The following is a 16,807-nucleotide window of genomic DNA, read 5'->3' on the forward strand; positions in this document are numbered from 1 at the left end:
GCTTTTCGCATTGTCCAGCTTCGGCCGCTATCGGCTCGCGACGCTTCGTGTCCCGCTGCGGCGGGCTAAGCCCGCTCGCGGGCCTCTCAGCGCGTTTCGCCGATAGGCAAGCGGCCTCAGCTTTTCGCATTGTCCAGCTTCGGCCCGCCGCCGCTCGGGGTCAAATAACCTTCGCCTTCGGGATTGTAAATCCCTGCAGGCGAAGAACATTTGCCCATCGCGGCGACCCGCGAGCCTCAGCTTTTCCGTATTGTCCAGCTTCGGCGCCTCGCTCTCTTCTGCCAAATCACCTTCCCCCTCGGGGTGCAAGCACCACTAAGGGTGAAGAACATTTGGCTTCGAGATCGCCAGGATGGCGATATTTCGCCGTTGCCCGCAGGACGCAGGCTGCCTTTAGGCGAAATTACGGCGCCTCCGCTTTTCTTATGACGCTTGCGTTTTGTTTAGTTTTCAAGGAACTTTTTCGCTGTCCCTTAATGATGACAGCTATTAAATAATAACCCATGGACAACGAAAAGTCAACAACTTTTTTATTTCTTTACCGTCACAAGCAATGTTGATTGTATCATGTGGATGTTGTTTAGGCAATAGTATTTTTTTGGAACTGACACTGATCAACCTTGCGCCATTTCCTCGATATATATGTCCCGCTGAACGCTTAGTGACAGCAACTGTCCGGTTTCGATGATCTTGACGATCGGCCGGGCTGGCTCGTCCGAAGGAATAAACATCACTTCAGCCATTTCGCCGTTGGAGAGTTTGACGACAGCTCCTGTTTGTAGGCCGATGAGATTGTTCACCAGCGCGGCGACAGCTTCTGTACTCAGTTTGCCGAACTGCTCCCTTTGCATCGTTTCAACGGCCCGAAACGGCGACTGTTTGCGACGGTATAACCGTTCTGAAGTCATGGCATGGTAGACATCAGCGACGGCGACGATCTGGCTGTAAGGGTGAATTCTTTCTGCTTTTACTCCGAGCGGGTAGCCGCTGCCGTCATTTCGTTCATGATGTTGCAACACAGCAAGTTTTGCCCCATGGTTTAGCGCAGGGATTTTTTGCACCATGCGGTAGCTGAAGACAGGGTGCTGCTTTACTTCATTGAACTCGGCTTCAGTGAGCGCCGACGGATTTGTCAAAATTCTCTTACTTACTTTCGCCATGCCACAGTCTGCTAGCACACCGGCAAGGGCGATTTGGTGGCATTCCCCTTCGCTGTATCCAAGCTGCATGGCCAAAAAGCCCGCGAGCAGCCCGACGCTGACGGCATGATGGTGCAAATATTCGTCCTTTGTTGCGTAATGATGCAACATAAGCAACTCCCGTTTTTGGCCCGCCATTCGTTCAAAAAGCGAAATGATGACCCCTCTGATTTCGCCGATATCAACCGGCAAACCGGCTTGCCACGATTGAAACCATGTTTTGTATCGTTGGACCGCCTCTAAGTAGAAAGCCATCGGCTGTTTGGCAACCGCCGTTGATGCGGAATCGACGTTGGGAAATGGTTCACCGTTAGCAAGCAATGGTTCAACGTCCACTTCCTCAACGAGGAATTTTTCAAGTACGAGTAGCAACGGTTTCGTGATCACGGTGTTTTTCGGTATAATTGGACGTTTCGTCTTGCCGAGCACATCTTCAGCGAGCACGCATCCTTCGCGAAGCTGGGAGCGTTTCACACGGACCATCGATTAGTGCCCCCTTTGTCTTTTTTTTTCTCTGTATTTCTATCGTAACATGATTTTGGCCGCGATGGCAGGCTTTTGAAACAGAAAAACGACGCCCCGCGCCTATAGGCGAAGCGCCGTTTCCGTTAGGCTGAATGATCTTCTTCTTTATTCCTCGTCCCTTTCTTCCTCAGGCACTTTCGCCACCGTAGCGACGCACTCATGCCCATCTTCGCCAGAGAGGCGAATGAGCTTAACGCCTTGGGCGATTCTTCCCGTCCGAGAAATATCGCTGACGGCAATGCGAATGAGCACGCCGCCGGTCGTGATCACCATGACGTCTTCATTGCCGACGACGGTTGTCACCGCAACGACAGGACCGTTTTTATCCGTGACGTTGCACGTTTTCAATCCTTTGCCCCCGCGGCTTTGCACGCGGTATTCCGAGGCCGGAGTGCGCTTGCCGAACCCTTTTTTCGTGACGACAAGCACATCATGATGGTCTTCTAAAATTTCCATGCCAACTACTTCATCCCCGTCATCAAGCGTGATCGCTTTGACTCCAGTCGCGCTGCGGCCCATCGCCCGCACGTCGGTTTCCGGAAAACGGATGAGCATGCCGTTTTTCGTACCGATGATCAAATGCTTTTTGCCATCCGTCAGCCGGACAGAAATCAGTTCATCCCCTTCGCGCAAATGGATGGCGATAAGCCCGTTGTTGCGAATATGGGCGAACGCTGAAAGCGGGGAACGTTTGGCAATTCCTTGCTTTGTCGCAAACACGAGGTAGCGTTCATCGCTAAACTCGCTTTCAATCGGAATCATGGCGTTGATCCACTCATCTTTATCGAGCTCAAGCAAGTTGATGATGGGCAGCCCTTTGGCTGTGCGGCCGAATTCCGGAATCTCGTAGCCTTTTGCCTGATATACTTTCCCTTTATTCGTGAAAAACAGCACGGTGTCATGAGTCGACGTAATGAGCAAATGTTCGACAAAATCGTCTTCCGCCGTATGCATGCCTTGCACGCCCCGTCCGCCGCGTTTTTGGCTCCGGTACGTCGATAAAGGCAAGCGCTTGATGTAGCCTTTATGAGTAAGCGTGATGACGACATGCTCTTGTGGAATTAAATCCTCGTCATCGAACTGCTCAACGGCTCCTGAAACGATTTCCGTGCGCCGCTCATCGTTGAACCGCTCCTTAATTTCGCTCAGTTCATCGCGAATGATTTGCAATACTTTCTCTTCGTCGGCCAATACGCCTCTCAGTTCTGCGATCAGACGGACAAGGTCTTGGTATTCTTGTTCGATTTTTTCCCGCTCAAGGCCGGTTAACCGTTGCAGGCGCATATCCAAAATCGCCTGCGCTTGCCGTTCACTGAGTGAGAACCGCGCCATCAGCCCTTCGCGCGCCGCCTCCGTTGTCTGTGAGCGGCGGATGAGGTCGATCACTTCATCCAAATGGTCAAGGGCGATGCGCAACCCTTCCAGAATGTGAGCACGCGCCTCGGCTTTTTTCAGCTCAAACGCCGTCCGCCGGCGGATGACGGTTTTTTGATGGTTTAAATAATGCTCCAAACACTCTTTTAAGTTCAGCACTTTCGGCTCGCCGTTTACCAAAGCAAGCATGTTGATGCCAAAACTCGTTTGCAATGCCGTATGTTTGTACAAATTGTTCAACACAACCTTCGCGTTGGCATCGCGCCGCACTTCGATAACGATGCGCATGCCGCTCCGATCCGACTCGTCGCGCAAGTCGGTGATGCCGTCAATTTTTTTGTCGCGCACAAGTTCGGCGATCCGCTCGATCAGTTTCGCCTTGTTTACTTGGTAAGGGAGCTCGGTCACAATGATCGTTTCCTTGCCGTTTGGCTGCTGCTCGATTTCGGCCTTGGCGCGCAATGTAATGGAGCCGCGACCCGTTTCGTACGCCTTGCGGATGCCGCTGCGGCCGATAATTTGTCCAGCGGTTGGAAAGTCAGGTCCTGGGATGTATTCCATCAAATCGGCAACCGTCATCTCCGGATTTTGGCTTAATGCCAACAAGGCATCAATCACTTCGCCAAGCTGGTGCGGCGGAATGTTCGTCGCCATTCCGACAGCGATGCCGGATGAACCGTTGACAAGCAAATTAGGAAACCGGGACGGCAGCACGACCGGTTCTTTTTCCGAACCGTCATAGTTGTCTTGATAGTCAATCGTGTCTTTGTTGATATCGCGCAAAAGCTCCATGGCGATTTTCGACATGCGCGCTTCCGTGTAGCGCATCGCTGCTGCCGCGTCGCCGTCAATCGATCCGAAGTTGCCATGTCCGTCGACAAGCATGTAGCGGTAGTTGAAATCTTGCGCCATGCGCACCATCGTGTCATACACGGCGGCATCCCCGTGCGGATGATATTTCCCGATCACTTCGCCGACGATGCGAGCCGACTTTTTATACGGTTTATCGGCAGTCATGCCGAGGTCGTGCATGGCATATAAAATGCGGCGATGCACCGGCTTCAGCCCGTCGCGCACGTCCGGCAGGGCGCGCGAAACGATGACGCTCATCGCATAGTCAAGAAACGAAGAACGCATTTCCTGGCTGATGTTCACTTCGCGGATGCGCGGTTGTTCGTGTTCTGCCATTCGTTCAAACCTCCCTTTGAAACCTCCTCCAGTCCGGACCGCCCGGCCAGGCGGACGCGGACGGACGGCGGGCGCCGCTTCGCTCGCGCGCCGGGTGTCCCCGTCGGCAAGGTGAAGCGAGGAGGGCGGCTGATTCCCTCTTTTTTTATCCTAAATGTCCAAGTTTTTCACATAACGGGCATTTTCTTCGATGAACTGGCGGCGCGGCTCAACTTTATCGCCCATTAAAATTTCAAACGTTTCATCTGCGTCAATGGCGTCTTGCAAGCTCACTTGCAGCAACGTTCTCGTTTCCGGATTCATCGTCGTTTCCCAAAGTTGCTCCGGATTCATTTCGCCCAGTCCTTTATAGCGTTGAATCGTCGGTTTTGGCTGGTCCGGCAGCTCGGCAAGGATTTTCTCAAGCTGGCGGTCGTTGTAAGCATAACGCACCTGTTTTCCCTGCTCGATTTTATACAGCGGCGGCTGAGCGATATAAATGTAGCCGTGTTCAATCAATTCCCGCATATAACGGTAAAAAAATGTTAAAAGAAGCGTGCGAATATGGGCCCCGTCAACATCGGCGTCGGTCATGATGATGACCTTATGGTAACGCGCCTTTGAGATGTCAAACTCTTCGCCAATGCCCGTGCCAAGGGCGGTAATAATCGCCCGCACCTCATTGTTCGACAAAATTTTGTCCAAGCGCGCTTTTTCCACGTTAAGGATTTTCCCGCGCAGCGGCAAAATCGCTTGGAAATGGCGGTCGCGCCCTTGTTTCGCGGAGCCGCCGGCCGAATCGCCCTCGACGACGTACAGCTCGCTGATCGACGGGTCTCTTGACGAACAGTCAGCCAGTTTGCCCGGCAAATTGGAAATTTCAAGCGCACTTTTGCGCCGCGTCAGTTCGCGCGCTTTTTTCGCCGCCAGCCGCGCCCGCGCCGCCATCATGCCTTTTTCGACGATTTTTCGGGCAATCGTCGGATTTTCAAGCAAAAACGTTTCAAATTGTTCGGAAAAGACAGCGTCGGTCACCGTGCGCGCATCGCTGTTGCCGAGCTTCGTTTTCGTTTGCCCTTCAAACTGCGGCGATGGATGCTTGATCGACACGATGGCCGTCAGCCCTTCGCGCACATCTTCGCCAGTCAAATTCGTGTCGTTTTCTTTAAAAATTTGCTGCTTGCGAGCGTAATCATTGATAATGCGCGTCAGCGCCATTTTAAAGCCAGATTCATGTGTGCCGCCTTCATGCGTATGAATGTTGTTGACAAACGAATAAATATTGCTCGTATAGCCGTCGTTGTACTGCAAGGCGATTTCTACGGCAATGCCGTCACGCTCGCCAGCGATATAAATTGGCTCTTCGTGCAGCACTTCTCGTGTTCGGTTCAAATGACGGACGTATGAACGAATGCCGCCTTCGTAAACATATTCGTTTTTTCGGCTGTCAACCCGTTCGTCCGTCAGCGTGATTTTTAAGCCGCGATTTAGAAAGGCGAGCTCACGCAACCGAGTGGCCAGCGTTTCATAGTCAAATTCGGTCGTCTCAGTGAAAATTTCCGGGTCCGGCTTAAAACGGGTCGTCGTTCCGGTCCGGTCTGTCTCGCCGATGACTTGCAAGTCGGTGCACGGTTCTCCGCGCTCGTACCGCTGGTAATGGATTTTTCCATCCCGATAGACGTAAACTTCGAGCCATTCCGATAAGGCGTTGACGACCGAAGCGCCAACGCCGTGCAAGCCGCCGGACACTTTATAGCCCCCTCCGCCAAATTTCCCACCGGCATGAAGGACGGTCATAATGACTTCGACGGCGGGACGCCCGGTCGCCTCGTGAATGTCAACCGGAATGCCACGCCCGTTGTCGGCGACGGTGATGCTGTTGTCTTTGCCGATCGTCACATCGATGTTTGTGCAATAGCCCGCCAACGCCTCGTCGATGCTGTTGTCGACGATTTCCCAAACGAGATGGTGCAGTCCTTTCGGCCCCGTCGAGCCGATGTACATCCCCGGGCGCTTGCGGACCGCTTCAAGGCCTTCAAGCACTTGGATTTGGCTTGCATCGTACGTCTGCTCAACCCGTTGTTCCATTGTCATGCCTGATCACCTACGCTTTCTTTGCAAACGTTCAACGGTCTCGCGGTCAAGAAGGAGCGGTTACCGAACCAGAATGGACTCGATAAATAGCCGCTTCTTGAATGATATCGTGCTTAATGCCGTCAATGCTTGTTGTTGTGACAAAAGTTTGCACTTTTTTCCGGATGGCATCAAGGAGGTGGGTTTGCCGAAAGTCATCAAGTTCTGACAACACATCATCCAGCAATAAAATGGGGTAATCGCCTAACTCGGAAAAGATGAGCTCAAGTTCTGCCAGCTTGACCGCTAGCGCGGTTGTACGTTGTTGCCCCTGGGAACCGAAAGTTTGCACGTTTTTTCCATTCACGAAAAACGCGATGTCATCGCGATGCGGGCCGACCAACGTTGTTCCCCGCAGAACTTCCCGTTCCCTCATGGCGGCGAACGTTTCACTGTATGCTTCTACTATTCTCGACAATTCCGCCTTTTCTGATACGTCGACCGACGGTTCGTATCGGATGCAAAGCTGTTCGGCGCCGCGGCTGATTTCATAGTGGATTGGCATCGCCCATTGCTCAAGCAGCGACAAAAACTGGCGGCGCCGCAGCGTAATTTTGGCCGCCAGCAATACAAGCTGCTCAGTTAACACATCAAGAACCGCCTCATCGCTCCGCTCGCGCGCCTGCATCATTTTTAAGTAATGATTGCGTTGTTGCAGCAGCTTTTGGTATTGGCTCAAATCATGTATATACACAGGCGACACTTGCCCGATTTCCATATCGACAAATCGGCGCCGCACTTGCGGACTTCCCTTGACTAAATTCAAGTCTTCGGGAGCGAACATGACGACATTCAAATGGCCGACGTATTGGCTGAGCCGTTGCTGTTCAATATGGTTGCATCTTGCTTTTTTTCCTTTTTTTGAAATAAGCAACTCAAGCGTTAACGACCCGCTTCGTTTTTCCGCTCTTCCTTCTATTTTAGCATACTCTTCATTCCAACGGATAAGGTCTTTATCGTTGGACGTGCGGTGCGACTTCGCCATAGCCAAAACATAAATGGCCTCCATCATGTTCGTCTTTCCTTGGGCATTTTCTCCTAAGATGACGTTCACGCCCTCGCCGAAATTCAGCGTTTCATACTCATAATTCCGGTAATTCGTCAACGTTAAGTTGGTCAAAAACACCGAACCTTCACCTACTCCGCTTTTACGACGACGAACGTGCCAAACGGTTCAATGTCGATCCGGTCGCCGTCTCTCAGCTTTCGCCCGCGCCGGTTTTCCCGTTCTCCATTGACAAGCACGTGATGTTCCTGCAAAAACCATTTGGCCGCACCGCCAGTATCGATCAATCGCACAAGTTTCAAAAGCTGCCCCAGCGTAATCGTTTCCGTTGTAATCGTCACCCGTTGTTCCATCCGTGTCATCGCTCGCTTTCCTTCAAACTGCCTATTCTTTTATTTTACCGGAAAATCCGCCCACTCGCAAAGAAAGCCGATGAGAAGGATGGGCATAGATGTTGCCCGCCTTCTCATCGGACTTGAGAAAAAGCAGCGTTGTCGGGCGGCTTTTGCCCTTGAAGCTGAATGGTTTTCGCCAATAGGAGGGCGGTGGGTCAATATGTTCTCACCGGCAAAATGAGCTGAAGCATCGAATCGGTATGAAGCGGGCGCAACAGGAACGGCCGCATGGCCCCAGTGAAGCTGATTTGAATGTCTGTTCCATCAAGCGCCCGCAACGCGTCCATCATATATTTCGCGCTGAACGAAATGTTCAACTCTTCCCCTTCAAGAGACTCCGTTTGCAGCTGCTCCGTCACTTTCCCGATCTCCGGAGAAATCGAAGAAATTTCGAGCATTCCTCCAGGAAGCGTCGTCAGTTTCACAACGTTGTTCCTTCCTTCTCGAGCAAGCAAGGACGCTCGGTCGATTGCCTGCAGAAACTCTTTTGCATTGACGATCATGGTCGTTTTGCTTTCTGTTGGAATCAAGCGGGCCGTCTCCGGATAGTTGCCGTCAAGCAGCCGGGAAAAGAAGAGAAGGTGCTCGGCCTTAAATAGCACTTGATTGGCTGTCATGACGATGTCCACCGGGTGGTTGCCGTCATCCAAAATTTTGCTGAGCTCATTAAGACTTTTTCCAGGGATGACGACGTTGTATGATACTTCATTTTCCGACTCAATTTTCACTTTGCGCATGGCTAAGCGATGACTGTCGGTCGCTGTGCAGACAAGCTCGCCATGTTCAACTTTCCAGTTGACACCTGTCAAGATTGGGCGCGTTTCCGATGTAGAAACGGCGAATACCGTTTGCCGAATCACGGTTTTCAATAAATCAGCCGGGATTTGAAACACGTTTTCTTCTTCAATTTGCGGCAGGCGCGGATATTCGTCGGCGTTTAGCCCATTAAGGCGGAATTCTGAGTGCCCCGAGCGGATGATCGTCAAAAAGTTGTCTTCCGTTTCGATTTCCACCGTTTGTTGCGGCAGTTTTTTCACGATTTCAGAGAAAAAGCGCGCCTGCAGTACGATGCTCCCCGGTCTTTTCACATCAACGAGCAACTTGCCTTCTTTTTCAAGCGGAATAAACGATTCAATTGAAATGTCGGAATCGCTTCCGGTCAGCGTTACTCCCGAGGCGGTTGCTGTTAGTTTGATTCCGGTCAAAATCGGAATCGTCGTTCTTGTCGATACGGCTTTCATCACGTCTTGGACGCTCTTGGCCAACGCTTCGCGGTCAATGGAAATGTTCACGTTGCTGTTCCTCCCTGTTTCTTTAGATCGTCGGAAATAAATTATGAAAATATAAAAACAAAAACCGTAGTACTAGTCGTATGGCTTGTTAGTATGTGGATAAACAAAAAAAGCGAAGCAAGCACAGCCTGTCCACATGTGGATAAGCTGTGCATAAAACTGAGACAGTTGTTCACAGTTGCTTCAGCTTTTCTTGAATCTCTTGTATATGCCTTTGCAGCTGCGTATCGGTTTGCAAAAGCTTTGATATTTTTTCATGGGCGTGGATGACGGTTGTATGATCGCGTCCCCCAAATTCATCGCCGATTTTCGGCAACGAACAGTCGGTCAGTTCGCGGGAGAGATACATGGCAATTTGCCGAGGGAACGCGACCGATTTTGTTCGCTTTTTCGCTTTAAAATCTTCCATCTTGATGTTGAAATGCTGTCCAACAACGCGCTGAATGTCTTGAATCGTGATTACCTTCGGCTTTGCGCTCGGGATGATGTCTTTCAATGCCTCTGCTGCCAAGTCAGCGGTGATCTCTTTGTTGATGAGCGACGAATAAGCGACGACGCGAATGAGAGCGCCCTCAAGCTCGCGGATGTTCGAGTCAATTTGATTGGCGATATAAAGCATTACCTCGTTTGGAATGTCAAACCCCTCCGCCTTCGCCTTTTTGCGGAGGATAGCGATCCGCGTCTCCAAATCAGGCGGCGTAATGTCGGTGATGAGCCCCCACTCAAAGCGCGAACGCAAGCGGTCTTCGAGTGTTGGGATTTCTTTCGGCGGTCGATCGCTTGAGATGACGATTTGCTTGCTCTCCTCGTGCAGCGTATTAAACGTATGGAAAAATTCTTCTTGCGTTTGTTCTTTTCCGGCCAAAAACTGAATATCATCGATCAGTAGGACGTCAACGTTCCGGTACTTGTTGCGAAAGTCGTCAGGGCGGTTGTCTCGGATGGCGTTAATAAACTCATTCGTAAACTTCTCTGAAGATAAATAGACCACTTTCGCCGATGGGTTATGTTCAATCACGTAATGGCCGATCGCGTGCATTAAGTGTGTTTTTCCAAGTCCGACGCCGCCATAGATAAACAAGGGGTTGTATGCTTTGGCCGGAGCCTCAGCGACCGCCAATGAAGCGGCATGGGCGAACCGGTTGCCGGAGCCGATGACAAACGTATCGAACGTGTATTTCGGATTTAACATGCTTTGTGGGAAATCGTTTGTCTCTTCATACGGTTTCCGTTGCTTTTTCTTAGATGACTGGAACTCTAGTTCTTCATCATCCTGATTTGGCGGAATGATAAACTTGACGGCCAATTCTTCGCCCGTGATGGTGTAGATCGTTTCCGCAATCAAATGAGAGTAGCGAGAATCAAGCCAATCTCTAGCAAACTCGTTCGGGGCTACGATGACGAGCGTGTCACCTCGTAAAGAGTGGGCTTTTGTTGACTTGAGCCAAGTTTCAAAGCTCGGCTTGCTGATTTTTTGTTCAATCTCCGCGAGCACGCGATCCCATAAGTCATGGATATTTTCCACCCGTTGCCCCTCCCTTAAGTCAGAGGATGATCGTTTGTTTAAAAAAATAAGTTTGTGGAAAAAGCATATTAAGGAAATAAAGAAGCTTTTCGACAAAATCCACCATCTGTGGGTAACATTATTAACGCGTTGTGAAAAAACTATCCACAATCTATCCACAAAATGTGGATAGACTCATCTTATCCACATAATTATCCATAGTGAAAACACAATAATAATAGCAAATAAAGCGGCTTGTTGCAACGGGATTTTTTTGATTATCCACAAAATGGACAGGGTGTGAAAAAATCATTATCCACACCATTGAACATGTGAAAAAAATGTCGATAAATGTTGTGGATTGTTGATAGGGAGAAAAAATTTATCCACAGCGCTGATCAAAGTTGGAAAAACGAAGAGGCGGTTGACATTTGCTAAGATTGTTCAATATAATGAGAAAGACTGCCCGTAACTGTTATTCCCTAGGGAGGTGTCATAGATGAAACGGACGTATCAACCGAATAGACGGAAACGAAGCAAAGTGCACGGATTCCGCGCGCGCATGAGCACGAGAAACGGCAGAAAAGTGTTGGCGCGCCGCCGCCGCAAAGGAAGAAAAGTTTTGTCTGCATAATAGGCCACTGAAGTTTCAGTGGTCTTTTTTCTCAATATTTTGCCGCCGGGAAATGGAGTGTTTGGGGAGAATGAAAAAAAAGTATCGGATCAAGAAAAACGAAGAGTTCCAGGAAGTGTTTCAGAGGGGCGCTTCAACGGCCAACCGCCAGTTTGTCATCTACACGCTTGACCGCCCGGAGCAGCCTTATTTTCGCATCGGGCTGTCTGTCAGCAAAAAACTCGGCAAGGCTGTCGTCCGAAATCGAATCAAGCGCTACATCCGCCAATGCTTCCTCGAATTGAAAGAGGAGATTGCCCCTGGCAAAGATTATGTCGTGATCGCTAGGCAGCCGGTGGCGGAGATGAATTATGCGGAAGTAAAAAAAAGTTTAATCCATGTGCTCCGGAAATCCGGAGGGCTGAAAAAAGGAGGCCAACCGTCGCATTCGGCTTGAAAAAATGCTCCACGCGGCAAAAAAAGATGGTAAAATACATACGTGAACTTGTATATGTGGGAGGAAAAAGAAGGTGAAAAGGCGAATCAGATTCATCATTTTGTTCGGTGCGTTAGCGGCTGTGCTGGCCGGATGCACGGAAATTCACAAACCGATCACCCCGGAAAGCAAGGGGTTTTGGAACGAGTATATCGTTTATCCGCTTTCTTGGCTGATCAAATATGTCGCCGGGCTGCTCGGCGGAAGCTTTGGGTTGTCCATCATTGTCGTCACCATTTTGATCCGCTTATTGATTTTGCCGCTGATGATTCAACAGACGCGCAACGCGAAGGCGATGCAAGCGCTTCAGCCGGAAATTGAAGCGCTCCGCAAAAAATACAGCTCAAAAGACGCGCAAACTCAACAAAAGCTCCAGCAAGAGATGATGCTCTTATTCCAAAAGCACGGCGTCAACCCAATGGCCGGCTGCTTCCCGATTTTGATCCAGATGCCGATTTTAATTGGATTTTACCATGCCATCATGCGGACGAGAGAAATTGCCCAACATAATTTTTTATGGTTTGACCTTGGCGAAAAAGACCCGTACTACATTTTGCCGGTCATTGCCGGCGTGACGACGTTCATCCAGCAGAAAATCATGATGGCCGGCTCCGCTCAGCAAAACCCGCAAATGGCGATGATGCTTTGGATGATGCCGATTATGATCGTCATTTTCGCGATCAACTTCCCAGCTGCTTTGTCGCTTTACTGGGTCGTCGGAAATATTTTCTCCATTGTGCAAACGTATCTCATTAAAGGGCCGGAGATTGCCGCCCATTCAGGAGGAGCGAAAAAGTGAAAGAAGTGACCGCGACTGCCCGGACAGTCGAAGAGGCGGTGCAGTTGGCGCTCGCGCAGCTTGGCGTTCCTCGAGAGCGTGCGGTTATTGTTGTGCTCGATGAAGGGAAAAGAGGTTGGTTTGGCTTGTTTGGCGGCCGGCCGGCGGTTGTGAAAGCCGTGCTGAAAATCGACCCGGTTGAGGAGACGGTTCGCTTTTTGCAGCAAGTCATCGCGCAAATGGGGGCGGAAGGGGCAAGCATCGAAGCCGTCCGCCGCGGCAAGCAGGTGACGCTTCATGTGCACGGGGGGCCGGTCGGTCTATTGATCGGCAAGCACGGGCAAACGTTAAACGCTCTTCAGTTTTTGGCGCAGCTCGTCGCCAACCGCCATGCTGACGAATACGTGTCGATTGCCGTCGATGTCGAAAATTACCGCGAACGAAGGGAAAAGGCGCTGATCGAACTGGCGCACAAGCTGGCCGCCCGGGCGGTGAAGACGGGAAAAGAAGTAAGGTTGGAGCCGTTGCCGGCGCATGAACGGAAGATCATCCATGCAGCGCTGGCTGACAACAAGCACGTCTTGACCTATTCCGTTGGCGTTGATCCGCACCGTTCGATTGTCGTCGCTCCGAAAACAGGCAAAATGTCGCCGAAAAAAGAGGCGCCTCGCTAAACTGTAGAGAGGCGGCCTCTTTTTTTACGGGATTGGCGCCGCCTGGAAGATTGGCGATGGAAATGGGGGGAAACGCTCCAGCAAGAGCTTCTTCAAATGGGGAAACAGCGCAGCAACGCTCTTTTTTGCCTATCCGTCCAGATGATTGTGAAGCAATCACTAGTTTCCACCAACTTTTTTGACGGCCGCCGCTTATATTTTTCAACAACCGCGTTGAGCGCGCCGTATTGTTATTCACATGTGGATAAGTTAAAATTGAACTAAGTGAATATGCACAAGGAAAAAAAGCGGCCAAAACGGGCTGTGGATATAGAGAAAGCGGAGTAAAGAGAGGTGAACAGCTTTGACGGAATTTGATACGATCGCCGCCATTTCGACGCCGATGGGCGAAGGGGCGATTGCCATCGTTCGGTTGAGCGGAGATCAAGCGGTTGAGATCGCTGACCGGCTTTTCCGCAGCCCGAGCGGAAAGCGGCTCAAAGACGTTCCATCGCACACGATCCACTACGGGCATATCATCGATCCGAAAAGCGGACGGGTCGTTGAAGAAGTAATGGTATCAGTTATGCGCGCACCGAAGACGTTTACGCGCGAGGACGTGGTCGAGATCAACTGCCATGGCGGGTTTGTTTCCGTCAATCGGGTGCTGCAGCTCGTGCTGGCAAACGGGGCGCGGCTCGCCGAGCCGGGGGAGTTTACGAAGCGGGCGTTTTTAAATGGGCGCATCGATTTATCTCAAGCTGAGGCAGTCATCGACCTGATCCGCGCCAAAACCGACAGAGCGATGAACGTCGCCCTACAGCAAATGGAAGGGCGCCTGTCAAAATTGATTCGCGAGTTGCGGCAGACGATTTTGGAGACGCTGGCACATGTTGAAGTCAATATCGATTATCCGGAATACGATGATGTCGAAGAAATGACGCCGCGCCTTTTGCGGGAAAAGGCGGAATATGTGCGCGGGCAAATTGAAAAGCTGCTGTCGACCGCCGCACAAGGAAAAATATTGCGCGAAGGGCTGGCAACGGTCATCATCGGGAGGCCGAACGTCGGCAAATCGTCGCTTTTGAATGCGCTCGCCCATGAAAATCGGGCGATCGTCACCGATATTCCGGGGACGACGCGCGACGTCATCGAGGAATATGTCAACGTCCGGGGCGTACCGCTTCGCTTGATCGATACGGCTGGCATCCGCGAAACCGAAGATGTCGTCGAACGGATCGGCGTCGAGCGCTCGCAGCAAATGTTGAAGCGGGCCGACTTAATTTTGCTCGTTTTGAATTATCATGAACCGCTGACGGAAGAGGACGAGCGGCTGTTTGCCATGATCGAGGGAATGGACGCCATCGTCATTGTGAATAAAACCGATTTGCCCCGGCGGATCGATATGGAGCGGGTCAAGGAGCTGGCGGCCGGCCGGCCGGTCGTGGGGACATCCCTGTTGCATGAACAAGGAATTGATGAACTGGAGAAGGCGATTGCTGACCTGTTTTTTGGGGGTGAGTTGGAAGCCGGCGATTTGACGTACGTTTCAAACTCTCGCCATATCGCCTTGCTCGAGCAGGCGAAAACAGCGATCGAGGATGCCTTGGCCGGCATTGACGCCGGCATGCCGGTTGATCTCGTCCAAATCGATTTGCGCCGGGCATGGGAGTTGCTTGGCGAAATCATTGGTGATACGGTCCATGAAAGCTTGATTGATCAGCTGTTTGCTCAGTTTTGTTTAGGAAAATAAGCGAGGAGGAAATGCCATATGGATTACCATGGAGGAACGTATGACGTCATTGTCGTTGGCGCTGGCCATGCCGGCTGCGAAGCGGCATTAGCTTCGGCGCGCATCGGGGCGAAGACGCTTGTCATTACGCTCAACCTCGATATGATCGCGTTCATGCCGTGCAACCCGTCGATCGGCGGCCCGGCGAAAGGAATCGTCGTGCGCGAAATCGACGCTCTCGGCGGGGAAATGGCAAAAAACATTGACAAAACATACATTCAAATGCGGATGCTAAACACCGGCAAAGGGCCAGCCGTCCGCGCGCTTCGGGCGCAAGCCGATAAAGTGCTGTACCAGCGGGAAATGAAAAAAACACTCGAAAATCAAGAAAATTTGACGCTTCTGCAAGGAAAAGTCGAGCGGCTGATCGTCGAAGACGGCGTTTGCAAAGGTGTCATCACTCACACGGGGGCGCATTATTACGCCAAGGCGGTCGTCATTACGACCGGGACGTTTTTGCGCGGGGAAATCATCATCGGAGACATTAAATATTCGAGCGGCCCGAACAACCAGCAACCGTCGATTAAGCTGTCCGAGCATTTAGAAGAGCTTGGGTTTGAGCTTGTTCGCTTCAAAACGGGCACGCCGCCGCGCGTCAACAGCCGGACGATCGACTACAGCAAAACGGAAATTCAGCCGGGGGACAAGGAGCCGCGGGCGTTTTCGTACGAGACGACAAAATACATCACTGATCAGCTGCCGTGCTGGCTGACGTACACGACGGAGGAAACACACCGCATCATCGATGAAAACTTGCACTTGTCGCCGATGTACTCCGGCATGATCAAAGGAACCGGGCCGCGCTATTGCCCATCGATCGAGGATAAAGTCGTCCGGTTCCACGATAAGCCGCGCCATCAAATTTTCCTCGAGCCGGAAGGGCGGGAAACGGAAGAAGTGTACGTGCAAGGGTTGTCAACAAGTTTGCCGGAACATATCCAGCGCAAGCTGCTCGAGACGATCCCGGGACTTGAGAAGGCGCAGCTCATGCGGGCTGGCTATGCGATCGAGTATGATGCCATCGTGCCGACGCAACTATGGCCGACGCTCGAGACGAAGCTTGTGAAAAACTTGTATACCGCAGGGCAAATCAACGGCACGTCCGGCTATGAAGAAGCGGCGGGCCAAGGCATTATGGCCGGCATTAACGCCGCCCACCGTGCGCTCGGCCGCGAAGAAATCATTTTAAGCCGTTCGGATGCCTATATCGGCGTTTTAATCGACGACTTGGTGACGAAAGGGACGAATGAGCCGTACCGCCTGCTGACGTCGCGTGCCGAGTACCGGCTTTTGCTTCGCCATGACAACGCCGATTTGCGCCTGACCGAGCTCGGCTATCGGATCGGTCTCATTTCCGAAGAGCGGTATCAAAAATTTTTGGCGAAAAAAGAGGCGATCGAACGGGAGAAAAAGCGGCTGCAAACGGTGATCATCAAACCGACGCCAAAAGTGCAGGAAGTCATCCGTGAAGCGGGTGGAAGCGAGCTGAAAGACGGCATTCGCGCCGCCGATTTGCTCCGACGCCCGGAGATGACGTACGAGCACATCCGAAAACTGGCGCCGGCTGACGAGGAGATCGCTCCGGAAGTGGCTGAGCAAGTCGAAATTCAAATCAAGTACGAGGGCTACATCCAAAAATCGTTGCAAGAAGTCGAACGGCTCAAAAAAATGGAAAACAAAAAAATCCCGGAAGATATCGATTACGACGCCATCCAAGGGCTTGCAACCGAGGCGCGGCAAAAGCTCAAACAAGTGCGCCCGCTTTCGATCGCCCAGGCGTCGCGCATTTCCGGCGTCAATCCGGCCGATATTTCGATATTATTAGTGTATTTGGAACAAGGAAGAATCGCGCGCGTGTCGAATGAATAAACAATGAGGGA

The 16,807-nt window shown here is 51.5% G+C and carries 13 protein-coding genes; 6 read left to right on the forward strand and 7 right to left on the reverse strand.

Annotation, left to right across the window (positions count from 1 at the left end):
• Positions 1-614: 614 nt before the first annotated feature.
• The 7 genes from GZ1_RS11330 to dnaA form a co-directional block, all read right to left on the reverse strand.
• Positions 615-1,682, reverse strand: a complete 1,068-nt coding sequence (locus GZ1_RS11330) for an HD-GYP domain-containing protein (RefSeq protein ID WP_060788506.1) — start codon at positions 1,680-1,682, stop codon at positions 615-617.
• Between the two features lie 147 nt (positions 1,683-1,829).
• Positions 1,830-4,286: a DNA gyrase subunit A gene (gene gyrA, locus GZ1_RS11335; protein WP_011229522.1), complete on the reverse strand. Its 2,457-nt coding sequence runs from the start codon at positions 4,284-4,286 to the stop codon at positions 1,830-1,832.
• A gap of 150 nt (positions 4,287-4,436) precedes the next feature.
• Positions 4,437-6,359, reverse strand: a complete 1,923-nt coding sequence (gene gyrB / locus GZ1_RS11340) for a DNA topoisomerase (ATP-hydrolyzing) subunit B (RefSeq protein WP_014194553.1) — start codon at positions 6,357-6,359, stop codon at positions 4,437-4,439.
• A gap of 46 nt (positions 6,360-6,405) precedes the next feature.
• Positions 6,406-7,524 (reverse strand): DNA replication/repair protein RecF, encoded by a 1,119-nt coding sequence (gene recF, locus GZ1_RS11345; RefSeq protein ID WP_012820419.1) that lies wholly within the window; start codon positions 7,522-7,524, stop codon positions 6,406-6,408.
• 11 nt (positions 7,525-7,535) lie between these two features.
• Positions 7,536-7,766: a S4 domain-containing protein YaaA gene (gene yaaA, locus GZ1_RS11350; protein ID WP_012820418.1), complete on the reverse strand. Its 231-nt coding sequence runs from the start codon at positions 7,764-7,766 to the stop codon at positions 7,536-7,538.
• Between the two features lie 188 nt (positions 7,767-7,954).
• Positions 7,955-9,091: a DNA polymerase III subunit beta gene (gene dnaN, locus GZ1_RS11355; protein ID WP_015373695.1), complete on the reverse strand. Its 1,137-nt coding sequence runs from the start codon at positions 9,089-9,091 to the stop codon at positions 7,955-7,957.
• Between the two features lie 172 nt (positions 9,092-9,263).
• Entirely contained in the window at positions 9,264-10,616 is a 1,353-nt protein-coding gene (dnaA, locus tag GZ1_RS11360) for a chromosomal replication initiator protein DnaA (RefSeq protein ID WP_011229517.1), read from the reverse strand.
• A gap of 478 nt (positions 10,617-11,094) precedes the next feature.
• Here dnaA and rpmH point away from each other — a divergent pair, with 478 nt between their 5' ends.
• From rpmH to mnmG, 6 genes are all read left to right on the forward strand, one after another.
• Complete coding sequence (gene rpmH / locus GZ1_RS11365) at positions 11,095-11,229, forward strand: 50S ribosomal protein L34 (protein ID WP_003253900.1); 135 nt, start codon at positions 11,095-11,097, stop codon at positions 11,227-11,229.
• Positions 11,230-11,299: 70 nt separating this feature from the next.
• A complete protein-coding gene (gene rnpA / locus GZ1_RS11370) occupies positions 11,300-11,665 on the forward strand; it encodes a ribonuclease P protein component (RefSeq protein ID WP_011232960.1) in 366 nt (121 codons plus the stop codon).
• Between the two features lie 73 nt (positions 11,666-11,738).
• On the forward strand, positions 11,739-12,503 hold the full coding sequence (gene spoIIIJ / locus GZ1_RS11375) for a YidC family membrane integrase SpoIIIJ (protein WP_011232959.1): 765 nt from the start codon (positions 11,739-11,741) through the stop codon (positions 12,501-12,503).
• Entirely contained in the window at positions 12,500-13,156 is a 657-nt protein-coding gene (gene jag / locus GZ1_RS11380) for an RNA-binding cell elongation regulator Jag/EloR (protein ID WP_011232958.1), read from the forward strand. The genes spoIIIJ and jag overlap by 4 nt, the downstream gene beginning before the upstream one ends.
• A 343-nt stretch (positions 13,157-13,499) precedes the next feature.
• Positions 13,500-14,888, forward strand: coding sequence for a tRNA uridine-5-carboxymethylaminomethyl(34) synthesis GTPase MnmE (mnmE, locus tag GZ1_RS11385; RefSeq protein ID WP_011232957.1), 1,389 nt, complete (start codon positions 13,500-13,502; stop codon positions 14,886-14,888).
• Between the two features lie 18 nt (positions 14,889-14,906).
• Positions 14,907-16,796, forward strand: coding sequence for a tRNA uridine-5-carboxymethylaminomethyl(34) synthesis enzyme MnmG (mnmG, locus tag GZ1_RS11390; protein ID WP_011232956.1), 1,890 nt, complete (start codon positions 14,907-14,909; stop codon positions 16,794-16,796).
• Positions 16,797-16,807: the final 11 nt, after the last annotated feature.

The organism is Geobacillus zalihae NBRC 101842, from assembly GCF_001544135.1.
GTDB lineage: Bacteria > Bacillota > Bacilli > Bacillales > Anoxybacillaceae > Geobacillus > Geobacillus zalihae.

Excerpts from the sequence above, each read along its gene's own strand:
- GZ1_RS11330 (WP_060788506.1), bottom strand. The coding sequence starts at position 1,682 with ATGGTCCGTGTGAAACGCTCCCAGCTTCGCGAAGGATGCGTGCTCGCT.
- gyrA (WP_011229522.1), bottom strand. The coding sequence starts at position 4,286 with ATGGCAGAACACGAACAACCGCGCATCCGCGAAGTGAACATCAGCCAG.
- gyrB (WP_014194553.1), bottom strand. The coding sequence starts at position 6,359 with ATGACAATGGAACAACGGGTTGAGCAGACGTACGATGCAAGCCAAATC.
- yaaA (WP_012820418.1), bottom strand. The coding sequence starts at position 7,766 with ATGACACGGATGGAACAACGGGTGACGATTACAACGGAAACGATTACG.
- rpmH (WP_003253900.1), top strand. The coding sequence starts at position 11,095 with ATGAAACGGACGTATCAACCGAATAGACGGAAACGAAGCAAAGTGCAC.
- rnpA (WP_011232960.1), top strand. The coding sequence starts at position 11,300 with ATGAAAAAAAAGTATCGGATCAAGAAAAACGAAGAGTTCCAGGAAGTG.
- mnmG (WP_011232956.1), top strand. The coding sequence starts at position 14,907 with ATGGATTACCATGGAGGAACGTATGACGTCATTGTCGTTGGCGCTGGC.